This is a genomic window from Variovorax sp. DAIF25 (assembly GCF_050711835.1).
Lineage (GTDB): Bacteria > Pseudomonadota > Gammaproteobacteria > Burkholderiales > Burkholderiaceae_C > Variovorax.
In genome coordinates this window covers 3689996-3711285 of the sequence record NZ_CP136636.1, presented here as the reverse complement: position 1 = coordinate 3711285, position 21290 = coordinate 3689996, and the positions used below count along the sequence as shown (strand labels likewise).

Below are 21290 nucleotides of genomic sequence, written 5' to 3'. Positions count from 1 at the left end.
CCTCTTCGGACGAAGCCCGCGACAGCGGGCTTTTTCTTTGGAACGTCGAACGGTCCGTCAGGCCTGCAACTGCGCCCAGGCCTTGTCGAGCCGCTTCACGCTCACCGGCTGCGGCGTGCGCAGCTCCTGCGCGAAGAAGCTCACGCGCAGCTCCTCGAGCAGCCAGCGGAACTCGAGCATGCGATCGTCGACCACGCCCTTGCGCTCGGCCACCAGCCGCCAGTAGCGCTGCTCCTGGGGCCGCAGCTCGGCCAGCTTGGCGGTGTCGCGCGCCGGGTCGCCGCGCAGCTTGTCGAGCCGCAGCACGATGGCCTTGAGGTAGCGCGCGAAATGCTGCAGCTGCGTCCACGGCGCATCGGCGATGAAGCGCTTGCCGACCAGCTTCTGCAGCTGCTGCGCGGCGTCCTGCACCGACTCGGGCTGGATCTTCGTGTCCTTGATCTTGCGCGCCGCCGCGGCGTATTCGGCGAGGATCGTCGCGGCCAGCCGCGCCACCTCGTTGGCGATCAGGGTCAGCCGTCCGCGCCCCTCGTCGAGCCGCCGCTTGAAGGCGAACTCGTCGGCCGGCAGCGGCTCCTGCAGGAAGGCGCGGTCGATCGCGACCTCGACGATCTGCGCGCGCAGCTCGTCCGCGGTGCCCAGCGGCATGTAGGCCACGGCCATCTTCTGCAGATCGGGGATGTTCTTCTCGAGGTACTTGAGCGCGTCCTTCAGCTGCAGCGCGAACAGCCGGCGCAAGCCCGCGCGGTGTTTCGCGGCCGCGACCGCGGGTTCGTCGAAGACCTCGATCGTGACGGCGTCGCCCTCGTCGCGCAGCGCCGGGAAGCCCACCAGCGACTGGGCGCCGCGGCGCACCTCCATCAGCTCGGGCAGTTCGCCGAAGCTCCAGGCGGTGTAGCGCTGGCCGGCCGGCAGCGCCGGGGTGGCGGGCGCGGCTGGCGCGGCCTCCTGGGCGCGGCGCGCGTCGGCGGGTGCCGCGGTCTTGGCGGGTTCGGCCGAGGCCTTCACGTTGAGCCCGGCCAGCGCCTGGAACGCACCGCGCGCCTTCGCGCCGAGCTCGGCCTTGAGCGCGCCGAGGTTGCGCCCCATGCCGAGCTGGCGACCGTGCTCGTCGACCACGCGCAGGTTCATGAACAGGTGCGGCGCGAGCATGTCGAGCTTGAAGTCGGCGCGCTTCACGTCGATGCTGGTCATGTCGCGCACGCGCTTGAGCAGCACGTCGGTCAGCGAGCCCGTGCCGAACAGCTCTGGCTCCGACAGTGCCTCGGCCAGCTTCGCCGCCGACTCGGGCAGCGGCACCAGCCGCGAGCGCGGACGCTGCGGCAGGCTCTTGAGCAGCGCCTGGATCTTGTCCTTGAGCATGCCCGTCACCAGCCATTCGCAGCGTTCCTCGCTGACCTGGTTGAGCACGAACAGCGGCACGCTGACGGTGAGGCCGTCCTTGGCGTCGCCGGGTTCGTGCAGGTAGGTCGCGGCGCAATCCACGCCGCCGAGCCGCAAGGTCGGCGGGAACGACTGGGTGGTGATGCCGGCCGCCTGGTGGCGCATCAGCTCGTCGCGCGAGAGGAACAGCAGCCGCGGCTGCTCCTTCGAGGCCTGCCGGTACCAGTTCTCGAAGGTCGTGCCGCTGGCCACGTCGGCCGGCAACTGCGCGTCGTAGAAGGCGAAGATCAGCTCGTCGTCGACCAGCACGTCCTGCCGGCGCGACTTGTGCTCGAGGCCCTCGACCTCGCGCACCAGCTTGCGGTTGGCCGCGAGGAACGGAAAGCGGCTGTCCCACTGCCCGCCGACCAGCGCCTCGCGGATGAAGATCTCGCGCGCGGCGACCGGGTCGACGCGCGTGAAGTCGACGCGCCGGCCGCTGTAGACCACCAGGCCGTAGAGCGTGGCGCGCTCGAGCGCGGCCACCTGCGCGCTCTTCTTCTCCCAGTGCGGATCGAGCAGTTGCTTCTTCAGCAGATGCCCGCCCACTTCCTCGAGCCACTGCGGCTCGATGTTGGCGATGCCGCGGCCGAACAGCCGCGTGGTCTCGACCAGTTCGGCCGCCACGATCCAGCGCCCCGGCTTCTTCTTCAGGTGCGCACCGGGATGCTTGTAGAACTTGATGCCGCGCGCGCCAAGGTAGGCCTCGTCGTCCTCGAGTTTCCAGCCGACGTTGCCGAGCAGGCCGGCCAGCATCGACAGGTGCAGCGGCTCGTAGCCCGCGGGCTCGGCATTGATGCGCCACTTGTGCTCGGTGACCACCGTGAGCAGCTGCGAATGGATGTCGCGCCATTCGCGCACGCGGCGCACGTTGACGAAGTTCTGTCGCAGCAGCTGCTCGTACTGGCGGTTGCTGAGCTTGTGGCTGTCGCCATGGCCGCCGCGCGCGTCGGCGATCCACTTCCACAGCCGCAGGTAGCCGCTGAACTCGCTCTTCTCGTCGTCGAACTTCGAATGCGCCTGGTCGGCCTGCTGCTGCGCTTCCATCGGGCGGTCGCGCACGTCCTGCACGCTGAGCGCCGAGGCGATCACCAGCACCTCCTCGAGCGCGCCGCGCGAACGGGCCTCGAGGATCATGCGGCCCACGCGCGGGTCGAGCGGCAGCTTGGCGAGCTCGGCGCCGGTGGCGGTCAGCTCGTTGGCATCGTCGACCGCGCCGAGCTCGTTGAGCAGCTGGTAGCCGTCGGCGATGGCGCGCGGCGACGGCGCCTCGAGGAAGGGAAAACGCGACACGTCGCCCAGCCGCAGCGACTTCATGCGCAGGATCACGCCCGCCAGCGACGAGCGCAGGATCTCGGGATCGGTGAAGCGCGGCCGGCCTTCGAAGTCCTTCTCGTCGTAGAGGCGGATGCAGATGCCGTTGGCCACGCGGCCGCAGCGGCCCGCGCGCTGGTTGGCGGCGGCCTGGCTGATCGGCTCGACCAGCAGCTGCTCGACCTTGCTGCGGAAGCTGTAGCGCTTCACGCGCGCCGTGCCCGCGTCGATCACGTAGCGGATGCCCGGCACGGTGAGCGAGGTCTCGGCCACGTTGGTGGCCAGCACGATGCGCCGGCCGGTGTGGCCGTCGAAGATGCGGTCCTGCTCGGCCTGCGACAGGCGCGCGAACAGCGGCAGCACCTCGGCATTGCGGTACAGCGGCTGGTGCGTGAGGTGCCGTCGCAGATGGTCGGCGGCCTCGCGGATCTCGCGCTCGCCGGGCAGGAAGACCAGGATGTCGCCCGCGTGGTGCGGATCGCGCCAGAGCTCGTCGACGCCATCGGCGATGGCGTCGTTGAGGTCGTGGTCGCGCGATTCCTCGAAGGGGCGGTAGCGCTGCTCCACGGGGAAGGTGCGGCCCGACACGAACACCGTGGGCGCCGGTCCCTTGGCCGAGGCGAAATGCTGCGCGAAGCGGTCGGCGTCGATGGTCGCCGAGGTCACGATCACCTTGAGGTCGGGCCGGCGCGGCAGGATCTCGCGCAGGTAGCCGAGCAGGAAGTCGATGTTCAGCGAGCGCTCGTGGGCCTCGTCGATGATGATGGTGTCGTAGGCCTTGAGCAGCGGATCGGTCTGCGTCTCGGCCAGCAGGATGCCGTCGGTCATCAGCTTGACCGAGGCATCGCGCGACAGGCGGTCCTGGAAGCGCACCTTGAAGCCGACCACGTCGCCCAGCGGCGTCTTGAGTTCTTCCGCGATGCGCTTGGCCACCGAGCTCGCGGCGATGCGGCGCGGCTGCGTGTGGCCGATGAGGCGGCCCTTGCCGGGCTCGGCATTGAGCTTGCCGCGGCCCAGCGCCAGCGCGATCTTTGGCAGCTGCGTGGTCTTGCCCGAGCCGGTCTCGCCGCAGACGATCACCACCTGGTGCGCCTGGATGGCGGCCATGATCTCCTCGCGCCGGGCCGAGACCGGCAGCGATTCGGGAAAGTCGATGCGAAGGGAGGAAGTCGTCGTGGTCGTCAAGGGAGGGGGTCGCAAGCGCAGGCGCCCGTTCTCTTCGGGCAAACCGTCGATTATCGGCGCGCGCGATGGATGTTGCAGCACATCCACACCGCGGCGTAAATATTCTTTACGCCACGAGCCCGCGCCGCTACGATCGCGGCCATGACCACCATCCTTGTCCCCCCCTCGCTGCGTTTGCGCGCAGGCCACGTGAGTGCACGTGGCGGGGTCAAGTCGACCCGCCCGGCCTGACGAAGCCCGCGCGCGCCGCGTTCTCCTTCACGGAACGCCGCCCGCGCGCTTCGGCAGCAGTCCGAAGCGCGCCGCCCTGATCCCGACCAGCGCCTCGCATGCAGCCTCTCCCCGTTCGCGGGGAAGCGGCCGCGTTCCCGTCTCCCGAAACATCATCCGAAGAAGAAAAAGACCGCCATGTCCAACGACATCCATTCCGACCTGCATGCGACACTCGCCGAGCGCTCGCGCCACCTGCAGGCCGTGGCCCATTCGCTGAAGACCGAGCTCTTCGGCATCGACGACATCATCGATCGCGTGATCGATTCGCTGCGCGCCTGGTACGTGCTGCCGCAGCTCATCGGCCGCCCAGTCGTGATCTGCCTCTGGGGCCTCACGGGCACCGGCAAGACGCAGCTGGTGCGCCGCCTGGCCCAGCACCTGGGCTTCTACGACCGCTTCATCGAAGTGCAGATGGACGGCTTCAGCCACGGCTCGGGGCACCGCAGCGCCGGCTCGATCTCGGCCATGCTGGCCGAGTCGGGCATCGCCGAGGGCGAGCGCGGCATCCTGGTGCTCGACGAGTTCCAGCGCTTTCGCACCGTCGACAAGCACGGCAAGGAAGCCAAGGTCGAGCGCTACCAGGACGTCTGGGCGCTGCTGTCCGACGGCCGCCTGCCGCCCTCGCTGTCGGTGCTCGGCGAGATCGAGTCTTCATTGGCCTGGGCCGAGTACGACCAGGACCGCAAGGGCGTGGACGAGGACGACGACGAGGAAGACCAGAAGGACGGCAAGCCGCGCCGCAAGCGCCGGCTGCAGCTCTCGCCGTGGGAGGCGCAGGAGTTCAAGCGCTGCCTCAAGCTGCGCGAATCGCTGCTCGACATCATGACCTGGAAGCCGGCCGAGATTCAGGAGCGGCTGCGCGCCTTCCGCGCCTCGCAGGAGAGCTGGGAGACCGACTACTCGAAGCTGCTGGTCTTCGTCTCGGGCAACCTCGACGAGATGTATGCCGAGACCGCCAAGCGGGTCGAGGACTGCGACACCGACGCAGACATCTTCCACGCGCTGACGAAGAAACTCTCGCTGATCGACGTCAAGAAGGCGCTGGCCGAACGCTTCAAGCCCGAGCAGATCGCGCGGCTGGGCAACAACCACGTGATCTATCCCTCGTTCGACCGCGCGACCTACGTGCGCCTGATCCTCTCGATCTGCGACCGCTACGTGGGCGAGATCCAGGAGAGCTCGGGCGTGCGCTTCGTGCTCGACGCCAGCGTCTACGAGCAGATCTACGCCAACGCGGTGTTCCCCGCGCAGGGCACGCGGCCGCTGTTCTCGTCGATCCACGCGATCCTCAGCGCGACCCTGGTCAACGCGGCGCTCTGGGCGCTCGAACAGGGCGCCAACGGCGCCGAGCCGGTGTGGCTGATGCTGGACGCGGGCGACGGATCGCCGGGTGCGCAGGGCCAGGCGAAGATGGTGGCGCGCTTTCGCCTCGCGCGGCGCGAGTTCCCGGTGGTGCTCGAGCTCAACCGGCTCAAGCAGCGCGCCAATGCCGACTTCCGCGCGCTGCTGGCGGTGCACGAGGCCGGCCACGGGCTGGTCTATGCGCTGCTGTTCGGCCGCGCGCCGCAGGAGATCCGCATCAACGTGGCCTCGTTCGAGGGCGGCTACAACAGCTACGTGAAGCGCAAGGCCTGGTCGAAGCAGAACACGCTCGACAGCATCTGCGTGAGCCTGGCCGGCCGCGCGGCCGAGCGGCTGGTGTTCGGCGATGCCGGCGCCACCACCGGCGCCGAGCAGGACCTGGCGCAGGCCACCGAGACCGCGGCGCGCCACGTGCGCCACCACGCCTTCGGCAGCCGCTGGAGCCGCACCGACGTGACGACCGACGCCAACGACAACCTCAACACCGACGTGGCAGCCACCAACCGGGAGATCGAGCAGATCCTGGCGCGCGAGCACATCCGCGCGCTCGAGCTGATCGAGTCGCACGCGACGGCCTTCCTGGCCGTGGTCGATGCGCTGATGGCGCAGGGCTCGATCGCGCCGGCCGAACTCGCCGCGCTGCTCGGCCTGCCGCTCGCCACGGCGGGCCCGCCGGCCGCGCCGGAGGCCGAACCGCTGGACGCCTACGCCACCCAGCTCGCGTCGTTCAAGGCCCGCGGCACGCCGCCGGCCGGGGGCGCCGCGCGGCTGCTGCGCGCCCTGGCCTGATGCGCTGCACCAAAACGCGCCCAAGAATGCACAATCACGCCCCATGTCGACCGTCTTCAATTTCACCTTCGTGCCCTGGTTCCGCTCCGTCGCGCCCTACATCCACACGCACCGTGGCAAGACCTTCGTGGTCGGGCTCGCGGGCGAGGCGATCGCGGCCGGCAAGCTCCAGAGCATCGCGCAGGACCTGGCCCTGATCCAGAGCATGGGCGTGAAGATCGTGCTGGTGCACGGCTTCCGCCCGCAGGTCAACGAGCAGCTCGCCGCCAAGGGCCACGAGGCGAAGTACTCGCACGGCATCCGCATCACCGACGCGGTGGCGCTCGACTCGGCCCAGGAAGCCGCGGGCCAGCTGCGCTACGAGATCGAGGCCGCGTTCAGCCAGGGCCTGCCGAACACGCCGATGGCGGGTTCGACGGTGCGCGTGATCTCGGGCAACTTCATCACCGCGCGGCCCGTGGGCGTGGTCGACGGCGTGGACTTCAAGCATTCGGGGCTCGTGCGCAAGGTCGACTCGGCCGGCATCCGCCGCACGCTCGACTTCGGCGCGATGGTGCTGATGTCGCCGTTCGGTTTCTCGCCCACCGGCGAGGCCTTCAACCTCACGATGGAGGAAGTCGCGACCAGCGTGGCGATCTCGATCCAGGCCGACAAGCTGATCTTCCTGACCGAGACCCCGGGCATCCGCATCCACAGCGAGCTGCCCGAGAGCGAGGACAACCCGATCGACACCGAGCTGCCGCTGGACGCCGCCGAGAAGCTGCTGGCCGCGCTGCCGCCGGCGCAGAAACCGACCGACACCGCCTTCTACCTGCAGCACTGCGTGAAGGCCTGCAAGGCCGGCGTGGAGCGCAACCACATCCTGCCGTTCGCGCTCGACGGCTCGCTGCTGCTCGAGATCTACGTGCACGACGGCGTGGGCACCATGGTGATCGACGAGAAGCTCGAGAGCCTGCGCGAGGCCTCGGTGGACGACATCGGCGGCATCCTGCAGCTGATCGAGCCCTTCGAGCGCGACGGCACGCTGGTCAAGCGCGACCGCACCGAGATCGAGCGCGACATCCACCAGTACACGGTGGTCGAGCACGACGGCGTGATCTTCGGCTGCGCGGCGCTCTATCCCTATCCCGAGGCCAAGACCGCCGAGATGGCCGCGCTCACCGTCTCGCCGCAGTCGCAGGCCCAGGGCGATGGCGAGCGCATCCTCAAGCACATCGAGCACCGCGCCAAGGCCATGGGCATCGAGAGCCTGTTCGTGCTCACCACCCGCACCATGCACTGGTTCCTCAAGCGCGGCTTCCAGCAGGTCAACCCCGACTGGCTGCCCGAGGCGCGCAAGCGCAAGTACAACTGGGACCGCAAGAGCCAGGTGCTGGTGAAGAAGATCTGAGCCCCTCCATCGATTCTGCCCGCGAGAAACCATGACGCTCACCACCGCCCTGCTGTTCTCCATCGTGGCCCTGGCCGCCATCGCCACGCCCGGCCCCACCGTGCTGCTGGCGCTGAGCAATGGCTCGCGCCGCGGCGTGCGCGGCGCGCTGCCGGGCATGTTCGGCGCGATGCTGTCGGACTTCGTGCTGGTGGGCGCGGTGGCGTTGGGCCTGGGCGCGCTGCTCGCGGCCTCGGAATTCTGGTTCTCGATGCTCAAGTGGGTGGGCGCGGCCTACCTCGCATGGCTCGGCCTCCGCATGCTGCGCTCGAAGGGCGGCAGCTTCGAGCGGCCCGCCGAGGGCGCGGCCGCCGCGCCGGGCAGCGGCCGCCAGGTCTTCTTCAAGTCCTTCCTGGTGGCGGTGACCAATCCCAAGGGCTACCTGTTCTGCTCGGCGCTGCTGCCGCAGTTCATCGATCCCGCCTCGCCGCAGGGCGTGCAGTACGCGATCATCGCGGTGCTGTTCGCTGGCCTCGACATGGCCGTGATGCTGGTCTACGCCTTCGTCGGCGCCAAGGCGATGCAGCTGCTGACCGCGCGTGCCGCGCGCTGGATCGACCGCACCTGCGGCGCGATGCTGCTGGCGCTGGCCGGCTCGCTGGCCTTCTACCGCCGCGCCACGCCCTGAGCCCGCGCCGGGGCGGCGGCGGCCCGTGTCGCCGATAATCGCGCCCCATGAATCCCCTGCTTTCCAGGCTCCAGCCCTATCCTTTCGAACGGCTGAAGCAGCTGTTCGCTGGCGTCACGCCGAACCCCGACCTGAAGCCCATCAGCCTCGGCATCGGCGAACCCAAGCACGCCACGCCCGAATTCATCAAAGAGGCCCTGAGCGCCGGCCTCGGCGCGCTGGCCGCCTACCCCGCCACCGCCGGCGACCTGAAGCTGCGCACCGCCTTCACCGACTGGCTGCAAAAGCGCTACGGCCTCGCGCTCGATCCGGCCACCCAGGTGCTGCCGGTCAACGGTTCGCGCGAGGCGCTGTTCTCGCTGGCCCAGACCGTGATCGACCCCAGCGACCGCGACCATCCGCCGGTCGTGATCTCGCCCAATCCCTTCTATCAAATCTACGAGGGCGCGGCCTTCCTCTCGGGCGCCGAGCCCTACTACGCGCCCAGCGTGCCGGCGCGCAACTTCGCCGTGGACTGGGACAGCGTGCCCGAGGCGATCTGGCAGCGCACCCAGTTGGTGTTCGTCTGCTCGCCCGGCAACCCGACCGGTGCCGTGATGCCGCTCGACGAATGGCGCAAGCTGTTCGAGCTGTCGGAGCGCCATGGCTTCGTGATCGCCTCCGACGAGTGCTACAGCGAGATCTACTTCCGCGACGAGCCGCCGCTCGGCGGGCTGGAAGCGGCGGCCAGGCTCGGCCGCGGCGACTTCAAGAACCTGGTCGCGCTGACCTCGCTGTCCAAGCGCAGCAACGTGCCGGGCCTGCGCAGCGGCTTCGTCGCGGGCGATGCGGACATCCTCAAGAAATTCCTGCTCTACCGCACCTACCACGGCAGCGCCATGAGCGGCATCGTGGCCGCGGCCAGCATCGCCGCCTGGGGCGACGAGGAACACGTGGTGCACAACCGCGCGATGTACCGCGCCAAGTTCGCGGCCGTCACGCCGCTGCTCGAGCCGGTGCTCGACGTGCGCCTGCCCGACGCCAGCTTCTACCTCTGGGCCGGCGTGCCCGAAGTGTGGGCCGGCGACGACGAAGGCTTCGCCCGCGCGCTCCACGCTCAATACAATGTCACGGTTTTGCCGGGGAGCTATCTGGCACGCGACACGCATGGCCCGCAGGGCGGCGCCCCCGTCAACCCGGGCAAGGGCCGCATCCGCATGGCGCTGGTGGCCGAGACCGCCGAGTGCGTCGAAGCGGCCGAGCGCATCGTGCGCTTCGTCCAGGGCGGCCGCTGATCCTGCCTCTCCCCGCCTCCGATTTTTCGCTTCTTCATCCGAGAGTCCTCATGACCCAGCAACTGCAACAAATCATCGACGCCGCGTGGGAAGACCGCGCCAACATCTCCGCCACCGCCGCTTCGGCCGAGGTGCGCGATGCCGTCGAGCACGTGATCACCGAACTCAACAACGGCAAGCTGCGCGTGGCCACGCGCCAGGGCGTGGGCCAGTGGACGGTGCACCAGTGGATCAAGAAGGCCGTGCTGCTGTCGTTCCGCCTCAAGGACAACGAGCAGATCCAGGCCGGTTCGCTCGGCTTCTACGACAAGGTGCCGACCAAGTTCTCGCACCTGTCGGCCAGCGAGCTCAAGGACTCGGGCGTGCGCATCGTGCCGCCGGCCGTGGCCCGCCGCGGCAGCTTCATCGCCAAGGGCGCGATCCTGATGCCCTCGTACGTGAACATCGGCGCCTACGTGGGCGAAGGCTCGATGGTCGACACCTGGGCCACCGTGGGCTCGTGCGCGCAGGTCGGCGCCAACGTGCACCTGTCGGGCGGCGTGGGCCTGGGCGGCGTGCTCGAGCCGCTGCAGGCCAACCCGACCATCATCGAGGACAACTGCTTCATCGGCGCGCGCTCCGAAGTGGTCGAAGGCGTGATCGTGGAAGAGAACTCGGTGCTCGGCATGGGCGTCTACATCGGCCAGAGCACCCCGATCTTCAACCGCGACACCGGCGAGATCTCGTACGGCCGCGTGCCCAGCGGCAGCGTGGTGATCAGCGGCAACCTGCCCAAGAAGACCAAGACCGGCCAGGACTACAGCACCTACGCCGCGATCATCGTGAAGACGGTCGACGCGCAGACGCGCTCGAAGACCAGCCTCAACGACCTGCTGCGCGACTGATCGAACGGCGGCCGAAAGGGGCCGCCTTTTTCCTGTCCCACCAAGAGTGCCACGACGGCACCGCCGAACGACCGAGGAGAAGGAGAGCGACGATGAACATGATGGAGCGGATTCTTCGGCTGATGGCCGAGCGCAAGGCCTCCGACATCTACCTGTCGGCGCACTCCCCGGTGCAGATCCGCATCAACGGCGTCTGCGTGCCGATCAATGCGCAGGTGCTGCCGCCGGCCGCGCCGCTCGCGCTGCTGGCCGAGGTGGTGCCGCCCGCGCGCATCCAGGAGCTCGAGGCCAACGGCGAGCTCAATATGGCGGTGGGCATCGAGGGCGCGGGCAACTTCCGCATCAGCGCGATGCGCCAGCGCGGCACCTACGCGGTGGTGGTGCGGCACATCGCCTCGGTCATCCCAGGCTTCGACGAGCTCAACCTGCCCGACATCCTGAAGACCCTCATCATGGAGAAGCGCGGGCTGATCCTGATGGTGGGCGCCACCGGCGCCGGCAAGACCACCACGCTGGCCTCGATGCTCGACTACCGCAACGAGCACGCCAGCGGCCATATCCTCACGGTCGAGGAACCGATCGAGTTCACCTACACCAACAAGCGCTCGCTGGTGAACCAGCGCGAGGTGGGCAGCGACACGCAGTCGCTGCAGACGGCGCTGAAGAACGCGCTGCGCCAGGCGCCCGACGTGATCCAGATCGGCGAGATCCGCGACCGTGAGACCATGACCGCGGCCATCGCCTATGCGCAGTCGGGCCACCTGTGCGTGGCCACGCTGCATGCCAACAACAGCTACCGCGCGCTCAACCGCGTGCTGAGCTTCTTCCCGGTCGAGGTGCGCCCCACGCTGCTGGGCGACCTGGGCTCGGCGCTGCGCGCCGTCGTCTCGCAGCGGCTGCTGCGCACGCCCCAGGGCGCGCGCGTGCCGGCGCTCGAGGTCATGCTCAACACCGCGCTGGTGGCCGAGCTGATCGAGAAAGGCGACTTCTCGGGCGTCAAGGAAGCGATGGAGAAATCCATGGCCGAAGGCTCGCAGACCTTCGAGGAAGACATCGCGCGCCTCGTGATCGAGGAGCGCATCACCCGCGAGGAAGGGCTGGCGCATGCCGATTCGCCCACCAACCTCATGTGGCGCCTGCAGAACCGCCAGGCGCCCAAGCCCCAGGCCGACGAGCGGCACCTGACCGACCAGCTCGACGAGCCCACCTTCACCGACATCACGCTCGACGTGAAATTCTGAGAACCGCCCCCCCCGATGTCCCGCACGCTCCAGCTCGCCGAACAACTGATCTCGCGCCCTTCCGTCACCCCCGACGACGCGGGCTGCCAACAGATCCTGGGCGAGCGGCTCGCGCGGCTGGGCTTCGCGCTCGAGACCATCGAGAGCGGTCCGGCGGACTTTCGGGTCACCAACCTGTGGGCGGTGCGCCGCCCGGCCGACGCCTCGGCCGCCACGAAGACGCTGGTGTTCGCGGGCCACACCGACGTGGTGCCCACCGGCCCCGTCGAGCAGTGGACCAGCCACCCGTTCACGCCCACGCACCGCGACGGCAAGCTCTATGGCCGCGGCGCCTGCGACATGAAGACCTCGGTGGCCGCCTTCGTGGTCTCGATCGAGGAGTTCCTGCAGGCCGTGCCCGATCCGCGCCTGACGCTGGCGCTGCTGCTCACCAGCGACGAGGAAGGCCCGGGCGTCGACGGCACCGTGGTCGTGTGCAATGCGCTGGCCGCGCGCGGCGAGAAACTCGACTACTGCATCGTCGGCGAGCCCACGGCCGTCGAGCGCTGCGGCGACATGATCAAGAACGGCCGCCGCGGCACCATGAGCGGCAAGCTCACGGTCAAGGGCGTGCAGGGCCACATCGCCTACCCGCACCTCGCGAAGAACCCGGTGCATGCGGTGGCGCCCGCGCTGGCCGAGCTGGTCGCGATCAACGCGGCCGGCGGCTGGGACGCCGGCAATGCCTGGTTCCAGCCCACGAGCTGGCAGATCAGCAACTTCCACGCGGGCACCGGCGCGAGCAACGTGATCCCGGGCAGCGCGGTGATCGACTTCAATTTCCGCTTCTCGACCGAGTCCACGCCGCAGGCGCTGCAGCAGCGCGTGCAGGCCGTGCTCGACGCGCATGGCGTCGACTGCACCCTGGCCTGGACCGTCGGCGGCCTGCCCTTCCTGACCACGCCGGGCGAACTGGTCGCGGCCGTGCAGGGCGCGATCCGCGACGAGACCGGCATCGAGACCGAGCTGTCGACCAGCGGCGGCACCAGCGACGCGCGCTTCATCGCCAAGGTCTGCCCGCAGGTGGTCGAGCTCGGCCCGGTGAATGCCAGCATCCACAAGATCGACGAGCACATCGAGGTGGCCGAGATCGAGACGCTGAAGAACATCTACCTGCGCACCCTGAAGCAGCTCGACGCTGCGCTCGCGGCATGAAGACCGTCATCGCGCTGATCGAAGCCGGCGCCGAGCAACTCGAACAGGCCGGCGTGGCCTTCGGCCATGGCACGGCCAACGCCTTCGACGAAGCGGCCTGGCTGGTGCTGTGGCGCCTGAAGCTGCCGCTCGACGAGCTCGACGCCGTGGCCGACACGCCGGTGGCGCCGGCCGACGCGGCCAAGGTCGAGGCCCTGATCGCCGAGCGCATCGCGAGCCGCAAGCCCGCCGCCTACCTCACGAAGGAAGCCTGGCTGCAGGGCGTGTCCTTCTATGTCGACGAGCGCGCCATCGTGCCGCGCAGCTTCATCGCCGAGCTGATCGCCGACGGCTCCATCGATTACTGGCTCGGCGAACACACGCAGCGCGTGCTCGACCTGTGCACCGGCAACGGCAGCCTCGCGGTGCTCGCGGCGCTGACCTATCCCGAGGTGAGGGTGGACGCGGCCGACCTGTCGGTGGCAGCGCTCGAGGTGGCCGCGATCAACGTCACGCGCCATGCACTCGATGCGCGCGTGACGCTGATCGAATCCGACGGCCTCGCGGCCACGCCCGGCCCCTACGACCTGGTGCTGTGCAACCCGCCCTACGTCAACAGCCGGAGCATGGCCGCCCTGCCCGCCGAATACCGCGCCGAGCCCGAGCTGGCGCTGGCCGGCGGCGCCGACGGCATGGATTTCGTGCGCCGGCTGTTCGCCGACGCGCCCGCGCGCATGAGCGAGCACGCGGTGCTGGTGCTGGAGATCGGCAACGAGCGCGAGCACTTCGAGGCGGCGTTCCCGCAGCTCGAGGTGGTGTGGCTCGAAACCTCGGCCGGCGACGACCAGGTGCTGCTCGCCACCCGCGCCGCGCTGGCGGCGCTCACGCCGCCATGAGGGCCGGCGCCGGCGTGCGTTAGCTGCGCTCGACCGAACCCCCTTCCACCTTCTTCTCGCGGCCATCGGCCGCGAATCCCGGTTTTCGGGCTGGTTTTCCGCGCCTTTGTCCCTTGTCGCCAAGCCGCAAGGGCCGGGCGGGATAATCGCCCCCACGGTTCCTCTCTCATGATCACTCTCAAGAACGTCATTCTTCGCCGCAGCGCCAAGGTCCTGCTCGACGGCGCCACCGTCACCCTCAACCCCGGCGAGAAGGTCGGCCTGGTGGGCCGCAACGGCGCGGGCAAGTCCACCCTGTTCGCGCTGCTCAACGGCACCCTGCACGAGGACGGCGGCGATTTCTCCGTGCCCAAGCAATGGCGCATGGCGCAGGTCGCGCAGAACATGCCCGAGACCGAGGAGTCGGCCACCGACTTCGTGGTCGGCGGCGACACCCGCCTGGTCGAGCTGCGCGAGGCGCTCGCGCTGGCCGAGACCGCGCACGAGGCCGATCCCGACGACGCCGATGCGGGCATGGCGCTCGCGCATGCCTACACCGACCTGGCCGATGCCGGCGAGCACGACGCCGTGCCGCGCGCGCAGGCGCTGATCCTGGGCCTGGGCTTCAAGGCGCACGAGCTCGACGCGCCGGTCAACAGCTTCTCGGGCGGCTGGCGCATGCGGCTGCAGCTCGCGCGCGCGCTCATGTGCCCGAGCGACCTGCTGCTGCTCGACGAACCGACCAACCACCTGGACCTCGACGCCCTGGTCTGGCTCGAAGCCTGGCTGCAGCGCTACGCGGGCACCATGATCGTCATCAGCCACGACCGCGAGTTCCTCGACGCCGTGACCGACGTGACCCTGCACATCGCCAACGCCCAGCTCACGCGCTACGGCGGCAACTACAGCAAGTTCGAGGACATGCGCGCGCTGCAGATGGAGCAGCAGCAGCAGGCCTTCACCAAGCAGCAGGACAAGATCGCCCACCTGCAGAAGTTCATCGACCGCTTCAAGGCCAAGGCCAGCAAGGCCAAGCAGGCCCAGAGCCGCGTGAAGGCGCTCGAGCGCATGGAGCGCGTGGCGCCGCTGCTGGCCGAGGCCGACTTCAGCTTCGAGTTCAAGGAGCCGGGCAACATCCCGAACCCGATGCTGTCGATCAGCAACGCGAGCTTCGGCTACGAGATCGAGAACGAGGAGCCCAAGACCATCCTGCGCGGCGTCAACCGCTCGGTGCTCGCGGGCCAGCGCATCGGCATCCTGGGCGCCAACGGCCAGGGCAAGTCGACGCTGGTGAAGACCATCGCGCGCGAGATGGGCGCGCTGGCCGGCCAGGTCACCGAGGGCAAGGGCCTGAACATCGGCTACTTCGCGCAGCAGGAACTCGACGTGCTGCACCCCGAGAGCAACCCGCTCGAGCACATGGTGCGCATGGCGCGCGAACTCGGCAGCAGCGTGAAGGAAGCCACCGGCGAACAGGCGCTGCGCGGCTACCTCGGCAGCTTCAACTTCAGCGGCGACATGGTGAAGCAGCCCGTGGGCACCATGAGCGGCGGCGAGAAGGCGCGCCTGGTGCTCGCGATGATGGTCTGGCAGCGGCCCAACCTGCTGCTGCTCGACGAGCCCACCAACCACCTGGACCTCGCCACGCGCGAGGCCCTGGCCGTGGCGCTCAACGAGTTCGAGGGCACGCTGATGCTCGTGAGCCACGACCGCGCGCTGCTGCGCTCGGTCTGCGACGAGTTCTGGCTCGTGGGCCGCGGCGTGGTCGGCGACTTCGACGGCGACCTCGACGACTACCAGCGCTACCTGCTCGACGAGGCCAAGCGGCTGCGCGAGGAGGCCAAGGTGGCGAACGCGGCGGCGGCATCGGCCGCGGCCCCTGCCCCGGCGCCGGTGGCGGCGCCCGCGCCGGCACCGGCGCCCGTGTCGCCCGCCTCGTCGCCCGCGGCCTCGTCGCGCAACCCGCAGCAGCGCAAGCAGGACGCCCAGGAGCGCCAGCAGCGCAGCGAGCAGGCCAAGCCGCTGAAGCGCGAGCTCACGAAGATCGACGAGCGCATGGCCGCGGCCGGCAGCGAGCGCAGCGCGCTCGAGGCCCGGCTGGCCGAGCCGCTGCCGCCGGCCGAGATCGCCGACGCCGGCAAGCGGCTCAAGGCGCTCAACGACGAGATCGGCCAGCTCGAGGAACGCTGGCTCGCGCTGTCGGACCAGCTGGAAGCCCTGAGCGCGTGACGGGCCTGAGACGCCTGTAACGCCAGTAACGCCTGCAGGCCTTGAACCACCGCCCGGGCGGACCATCTATCGGAAGATCCCCATCCATCCGACCACCCGGGAGGTGCACCGCATGCCATCCGCCATCGAACTGGCCCAGGGCGACGAGAAGCTGATCGCCGCCATCCTGCGCAGCCGGCGCCTGCTCGGACGCAAGGCGCTGATGGCCGCGGCCGCCAGCGCCGTGCCGCTGCCGGGCGTCGACTGGATGGCCGATGCCGCCCTGCTCTCGCGGCTGGTGCCGCAGATCAGCGCCGAGTTCGGGCTCTCGGTGACCCAGATCGACCGCCTCGGCACGCACCAGCGCGAGCGCGTGCAGAAGGCCGCCACCACGGTCGGCGCGCTGCTGGTCGGCCGGCTGGTCACGCGCGAGCTGCTGCTCAAGCTCGCGCGCCATGCGGGCATGCGGCTCACGGCCAAGCAGGCCACCAAGTACGTGCCGATCGCCGGGCAGGTGGTGTCGGCCGCCCTCGGCTACGCCGCGCTGCGCGCGCTGGGCGAACAGCACATCAAGGATTGCGTGCGCGTGCGCACCGCGCTCGCGCTGCCGCCCGCCGAAGCGCCCGCGTCCGCCTGAGCGATTCGCGGTCGTGCGTGGCCAGCGCCAGGGCCACGCCGACCGCCAGGCCGAAGCCGCCGAGGCCCAGCGCCAGCATGTCGCCGGCCTGCGAGCCCACGCAGATCACGGCGACCGACACCAGCATCAGCAGCCCGCGCAGCGCGCCCTCGAACTCGAGGCCCGGCGCGGCTTCGCGGCGCATGGCTCAATCGCGGTGCATCGCGGGCCAGGGCAGCGGGCCGCGCGGAAAGGGCCGCAGCACCACCGAGGCCGGCGCGGGCCGGCGGCGCGACGAACTGCCGGCCCTGGCCGGCGCCGGTGCGGGGGCCGACGCCGCGGGCGTCGGGAGCGGCGCGGCGCCGGGGGCCGTGGTCACGGCCGGCGCGCTGCGCGACAATGGCCGGCCCCGGCCCGGTCCTGGCGCCACCGGTCCTTCCTTGAGCTGCTGCTCGTAGGCGGCGAGCAGCGCGTCGTAGGTGCGCAGCATCACGTCGCGCTCGCCGTAGCGCCCGATCTTGCTGATGGTGGGTTGCGGAATGCCGGTCCGTTTCTGGATCTGCTTCTGCGTAAGTCCCATGGCGCGCAGCGCCAGTACGAGCTCCTGTGGCTTCATGGTTGACTCCCTTTCGCTCATTCTAGAGTTGAGAGTGAATATTCCTTCGCGCTTAAATTCGCGCCCATGGAAGATCCCCTCGCGGCGCGGGCGCTGGCGGCTCGCAAATACGCCAAGTTGACGCAGCGGCAGGCCGAGGAACTCTCGGGCGTGCGGCAATCCGACATCTCGAAGATCGAACGCGGAGAAACGGTGCGGCCCTCGGGCCTGGTGCAGCTCGCGCGCGCCTACAACTGCGATCCGATCTGGCTGGTCACCGGCGAGTGCAGCGCGCCCTGGGAAGAAGCCACCCTCCAGCGCTCGAGCCACATCGCGAGCGAACGCGACGGCCCCTACCGCGTGACCCGCGTGCCGCCGCCGATCCCCTCCTATCGCGCCGGCACGCCCGGCACCGTGCCGCTGATCGACTGGGAGCAGGCTGCCACCTGGGCCGGCCCCACCATCCCCGAGCCGCCACCGCCGGCCGCGCCGCCGCTGCCGCTCAACGTGCGCGAACTGCGCAAGGGCAAGCTGCCGCCCGCGCCGCCGCCGCAGCCGGTTCCGGCCGAGATGTGGATTCCCTGCGTGAGCCGCCACAGCGAGCTGGCCTATGCGCTGCGCGTGCGCGGCGACAGCATGACCGCGCCCAGCGGCCACCTGAAGAGCTATCCCGTCGACGCGATCATCTTCGTCGACCCGCAGCGCGTGCAGCCGATGGACGGCGAACGCATCATCGCGAGGCTCGACGCCAGCGGCGAGGTCACCTTCAAGGCCTTCAAGCAGGAGGACGGCCGGCGCTGGCTGCAGCCGCTCAATCCCGCGCACGAACCGATCCGGCTCGCGTTCACCGTGCTGGGCACGGTCATCGGCAAGTGGGAAGACGAGGACTGAGTCGAGCGCCGCGGCGAGAAGAATGAGCGCAGGATGAGCATCCCTCCAGGAATGCGAAACGGCGCCCGCGGTCAGGTTGCATGCAGGTTCGCAGAGCACATTAAGGGCTCTCCCTGTGACCTGTACCTCTGATCCTCCCTCCTCCGCAGGTCACCTTCCAGCCCGCCTCGTGCGGGCTGTTTTTTTTCCGCGACGCCTCGCGTCCAGCGTCATCGTTCTGCCATCGCACCCCCGAAGAATCGCGCCCGGTCCTCCCTGACCGCGACCTGACTTCACGATGCAAAGAACATGACAAAAGCCTTCCCCGCGATTCCCCTCGACCTGCCCCAGCGCCGCGCCTTCCTGCGCCAGAGCTTCGCCACCGCCGGTGCCGTCACGCTGCCCGCCTTCCTCGCCGCCTGCGGCGGTGGCGGCGACGGCGTGGCCTTCCCGCCGATCGGCGCCCTGCCGCCGAGCCCGCCGCCCGCGGGCGAGCCGCCCGCACCGCCGCCGGCGCCGCCCGTGAAGAAGAGCCCGTTCGCCGAGTTCTCCGCGCTGCAGGCCGCCGACGCCAACGGCGTGATGCTGCCCAAGGGCTTCAGCTCGCGCATCGTCGCGCGCTCGGGCACCGCGGCCGCGGGCAGCTATGCATGGCACGGCGCGCCCGATGGCGGCGCGGTCTATCCGGGCCCCGACGGCGGCTGGATCTACCTGAGCAATTCGGAAGTCGGCAGCAAGAACGGCGGCGTCGGCGCGCTGCGCTTCGACAAGAATGGCGTGGTCGTCGATTCGTACGCGGTGCTCAAGAACACCTCCACCAACTGCGCGGGCGGCCCCACGCCCTGGGGCACCTGGCTCTCGTGCGAGGAGCATTCGAGCGGCATGGTGTGGGAGTGCGATCCCGCCAAGCCCTGGGTCGACGCCAGCAGCGCGCCCAGCCTGCCCGCGCTCGGCCTCTATGCGCACGAAGCCGTCTGCGTGGACCCGGTCCACAAGACGCTCTACCTGACCGAGGACGCTTCGGGCGGCCGCGTCTACCGCTTCGTCTGCGACGCCAGCGACTGGCCCGAAGGCGCGGCGCGTCCCGCCATGAAGAGCGGCCGGCTCGAAGTGCTCAAGGTCAAGGGCATCGTGAACGACGTGGACCTCGCCGCGCCCGACTACGCCAAGCTCAAGGACTACGGCACGCCCCAGCCCGTGGAATGGCTCGACGTGATCAATCCCGAGAAGGCGCAGGCCGGCGTGCGCAGCGCCATGCGCACCGGCGGCCTCACGCCGCCCGGCGCCATCTTCACCAAGGCCGAGGGCATCTGGTTCTTCAACGGCATCGTCTATTTCGTGACCTCGTTCAATGCCCGCATCTGGGCCTACGACACGCTGAACCAGACGCTCGAGGTGATCTACGACGGCAAGGACAAGGACCCGGCCACGCACTCGATCGACGAGCCCGACAACCTGACGATCTCGGCGCTCGGCGACATCCTCGTGGCCGAGGACGCGGGCAATCTCGAGATCGGCGTGCTGCGCATCGAAGCCGGCACCTCCCAGCCGCTGATGCGCCTCGTGGGCCACGACGACAGCGAAGTCACCGGCCCCGCCCTCTCGCCCGACGGCACGCGCCTGTACTTCAGCTCGCAGCGCGGCACCAGCGGCTCGAGCAACGGCGGCATCACCTTCGAGATCACGCTGCCTTCGCCCGCCAAGTAAAGCGGCGCGGCGCGCATTCCTGCGAGCAGTCTTGGCCCGGTTCGTCCGGGCTTTTTTTCGTCCGCGGCGATATGCCAGGGCGCATCGCCCTACGCACACGCACGCCATGCCGCCGCATACTCGGCCCATGAACGCTCCTTCCGACCGCGTGCGGCGCGTCTACCTCGCCGGTCCCGATGTCTTCAGCGCCGATGCCACGGCGCGCTTGCAGCGCCTGGTCGAGGCCTGCGAGGCGCGCGGTCTCGAGGCGCTGCCGCCGGCCGAGGACGCGAGCGGCCCGGCCACGCCGCCGGCCGAAGTGGCGCAGGCGATCTACGACACCAACATGGCGCTGCTGCGCCGCGCCTCGGGCGTGATCGCCGACCTGTCGCCGTTCCGCGGCACCGAGCCCGATTCGGGCACGGTGTTCGAGGTCGGGGTGGCGATCGCGCTGGGCCTGCCGGTGGTGGGCTACGGCATTCCCGAGGGCAGCTACGCGGCGCGCGTCGAAACGGCGCTGCCCACGCGGCGCGATGCCGACGGCACCTTGCGCGACGCGAACGGCATGGCGATCGAGGGCTTCGAGCTGCCGCTCAACCTGATGCTGGCCTGCTCGATCCGCATCGCGCGCACGGCCGAGGACGCGCTCGACCTGCTGCGCGAACGCCTGGGCTGACTCAGCGGCCGCCCGCGGCGGTCGTGATCATGCGTTCCATCAGCGCGAGCAGCGGCTGCTCCATCATCGGCAGCACCAGCGCGATGCCGGCCAGCCCCGCGGTCAGCGTGACCGGGAAGCCGATGGCGTAGATGTTCATCTGCGGCGCCACGCGCGAGACGATGCCCAGCGTGAAGTTGACGAACAGCAGGAGCCCGATCATCGGCAGCGCGATCCACATCGCGCTCGCGAACAGGTCGGTGCCCAGCTCGTGCATGCGCGTGCGCGCCAGCGCCTGCAGCAGGCTGCCGCCGACCGGGAAGGCCTCGAAGCTGCGGATCACCGCCATCAGCACCGTGAGGTGGCCGTTGATCACCACGAAGAACAGCACCGCGATGTTGCCGAAGAAGCGCGACACGGCGCTGGTCTGGCCGCTGCTCACGGGGTCGAAGAAGGAGGCGAAGTTCAGCCCCATCTGCAGCCCGACCAGCTCGCCCGCGAACTCCACCGCCGCGAACACCATGCGCACCGAGAAGCCGATCGCCATGCCGATGCCCACCTGCTGCACCAGCGTGCCGAGCATCGCGGCGTCGTTGAGGCCGATCATCGGCGGCGTGTCCAGCGTGGCCTGCGCGCACAGCGCGACCATGAAGGCCAGCCCGATGCGCGCGCGCACCGGAAAGGCACGCGAGGAGAAGACCGGCGCCGTGGTGAAAACGCCCAGCACGCGCAGGAAGGGCCACAGCACGGGCGTGACCCAGGCCATGAGCTGGGCTTCGGTGAAGGTCAGCACGAAAAAAGAAGAAGGCGC

17 protein-coding genes are annotated in these 21290 nt (G+C 69.7%); 13 read left to right on the top strand and 4 right to left on the bottom strand.

What is annotated here, in order from left to right; all coding sequences use genetic code 11:
* Positions 1-57 precede the first annotated feature (57 nt).
* A complete protein-coding gene (gene hrpA / locus R0232_RS17355; RefSeq protein ID WP_281077098.1) occupies positions 58-3843 on the bottom strand; it encodes an ATP-dependent RNA helicase HrpA in 3786 nt (1261 codons plus the stop codon).
* 486 nt (positions 3844-4329) lie between these two features.
* Here hrpA and R0232_RS17350 point away from each other — a divergent pair, with 486 nt between their 5' ends.
* The 10 genes from R0232_RS17350 (at position 4330) to R0232_RS17305 (ending at position 16694) form a co-directional block, all read left to right on the top strand.
* Positions 4330-6345, top strand: coding sequence for an AAA family ATPase (locus R0232_RS17350; protein WP_431508862.1), 2016 nt, complete (start codon positions 4330-4332; stop codon positions 6343-6345).
* 43 nt (positions 6346-6388) lie between these two features.
* Positions 6389-7735 (top strand): amino-acid N-acetyltransferase, encoded by a 1347-nt coding sequence (gene argA / locus R0232_RS17345; RefSeq protein WP_093341712.1) that lies wholly within the window; start codon positions 6389-6391, stop codon positions 7733-7735.
* Positions 7736-7766: 31 nt separating this feature from the next.
* On the top strand, positions 7767-8402 hold the full coding sequence (locus tag R0232_RS17340; protein WP_431508861.1) for a LysE family translocator: 636 nt from the start codon (positions 7767-7769) through the stop codon (positions 8400-8402).
* Between the two features lie 47 nt (positions 8403-8449).
* Positions 8450-9676, top strand: a complete 1227-nt coding sequence (dapC, locus tag R0232_RS17335) for a succinyldiaminopimelate transaminase (protein WP_431508860.1) — start codon at positions 8450-8452, stop codon at positions 9674-9676.
* Between the two features lie 50 nt (positions 9677-9726).
* Positions 9727-10560 (top strand): 2,3,4,5-tetrahydropyridine-2,6-dicarboxylate N-succinyltransferase, encoded by an 834-nt coding sequence (gene dapD, locus R0232_RS17330; protein WP_208507891.1) that lies wholly within the window; start codon positions 9727-9729, stop codon positions 10558-10560.
* A 92-nt stretch (positions 10561-10652) separates the two neighbouring features.
* Positions 10653-11801, top strand: a complete 1149-nt coding sequence (locus tag R0232_RS17325) for a PilT/PilU family type 4a pilus ATPase (protein ID WP_093341704.1) — start codon at positions 10653-10655, stop codon at positions 11799-11801.
* A gap of 15 nt (positions 11802-11816) precedes the next feature.
* Entirely contained in the window at positions 11817-12995 is a 1179-nt protein-coding gene (dapE, locus tag R0232_RS17320; protein WP_208507889.1) for a succinyl-diaminopimelate desuccinylase, read from the top strand.
* Positions 12992-13870 (top strand): 50S ribosomal protein L3 N(5)-glutamine methyltransferase, encoded by an 879-nt coding sequence (gene prmB / locus R0232_RS17315; RefSeq protein ID WP_431508859.1) that lies wholly within the window; start codon positions 12992-12994, stop codon positions 13868-13870. Before dapE ends, prmB begins: the two co-directional genes overlap by 4 nt.
* Positions 13871-14038: 168 nt before the next feature.
* Entirely contained in the window at positions 14039-16078 is a 2040-nt protein-coding gene (locus tag R0232_RS17310) for an ABC-F family ATP-binding cassette domain-containing protein (protein WP_431508858.1), read from the top strand.
* A 112-nt stretch (positions 16079-16190) separates the two neighbouring features.
* Positions 16191-16694, top strand: a complete 504-nt coding sequence (locus R0232_RS17305; RefSeq protein ID WP_093341697.1) for a hypothetical protein — start codon at positions 16191-16193, stop codon at positions 16692-16694.
* Here the strand turns inward: R0232_RS17305 and R0232_RS17300 are convergent.
* Together R0232_RS17300 and R0232_RS17295 are read right to left on the bottom strand one after the other, a co-directional pair.
* A complete protein-coding gene (locus R0232_RS17300; protein WP_431508857.1) occupies positions 16627-16878 on the bottom strand; it encodes a hypothetical protein in 252 nt (83 codons plus the stop codon). The genes R0232_RS17305 and R0232_RS17300 overlap by 68 nt on opposite strands.
* A 3-nt stretch (positions 16879-16881) precedes the next feature.
* Positions 16882-17289 carry a helix-turn-helix domain-containing protein gene (locus tag R0232_RS17295; protein WP_431508856.1) on the bottom strand — a complete coding sequence of 136 codons (408 nt, stop codon included), beginning with the start codon at positions 17287-17289 and terminating at the stop codon, positions 16882-16884.
* 66 nt (positions 17290-17355) lie between these two features.
* On the opposite strand from R0232_RS17295, the gene R0232_RS17290 reads away from it, so the two are divergent.
* From R0232_RS17290 to R0232_RS17280, 3 genes are all read left to right on the top strand, one after another.
* Positions 17356-18159, top strand: a complete 804-nt coding sequence (locus R0232_RS17290) for a helix-turn-helix domain-containing protein (protein ID WP_431508855.1) — start codon at positions 17356-17358, stop codon at positions 18157-18159.
* 288 nt (positions 18160-18447) lie between these two features.
* A complete protein-coding gene (locus R0232_RS17285) occupies positions 18448-19845 on the top strand; it encodes an alkaline phosphatase PhoX (RefSeq protein WP_431508854.1) in 1398 nt (465 codons plus the stop codon).
* A gap of 127 nt (positions 19846-19972) precedes the next feature.
* Entirely contained in the window at positions 19973-20500 is a 528-nt protein-coding gene (locus tag R0232_RS17280) for a nucleoside 2-deoxyribosyltransferase (protein WP_431508853.1), read from the top strand.
* A gap of 1 nt (position 20501) precedes the next feature.
* On the opposite strand, the gene fliR is transcribed toward R0232_RS17280, so the two are convergent.
* On the bottom strand, positions 20502-21272 hold the full coding sequence (gene fliR / locus R0232_RS17275) for a flagellar biosynthetic protein FliR (RefSeq protein WP_057591753.1): 771 nt from the start codon (positions 21270-21272) through the stop codon (positions 20502-20504).
* Positions 21273-21290 lie beyond the last annotated feature (18 nt).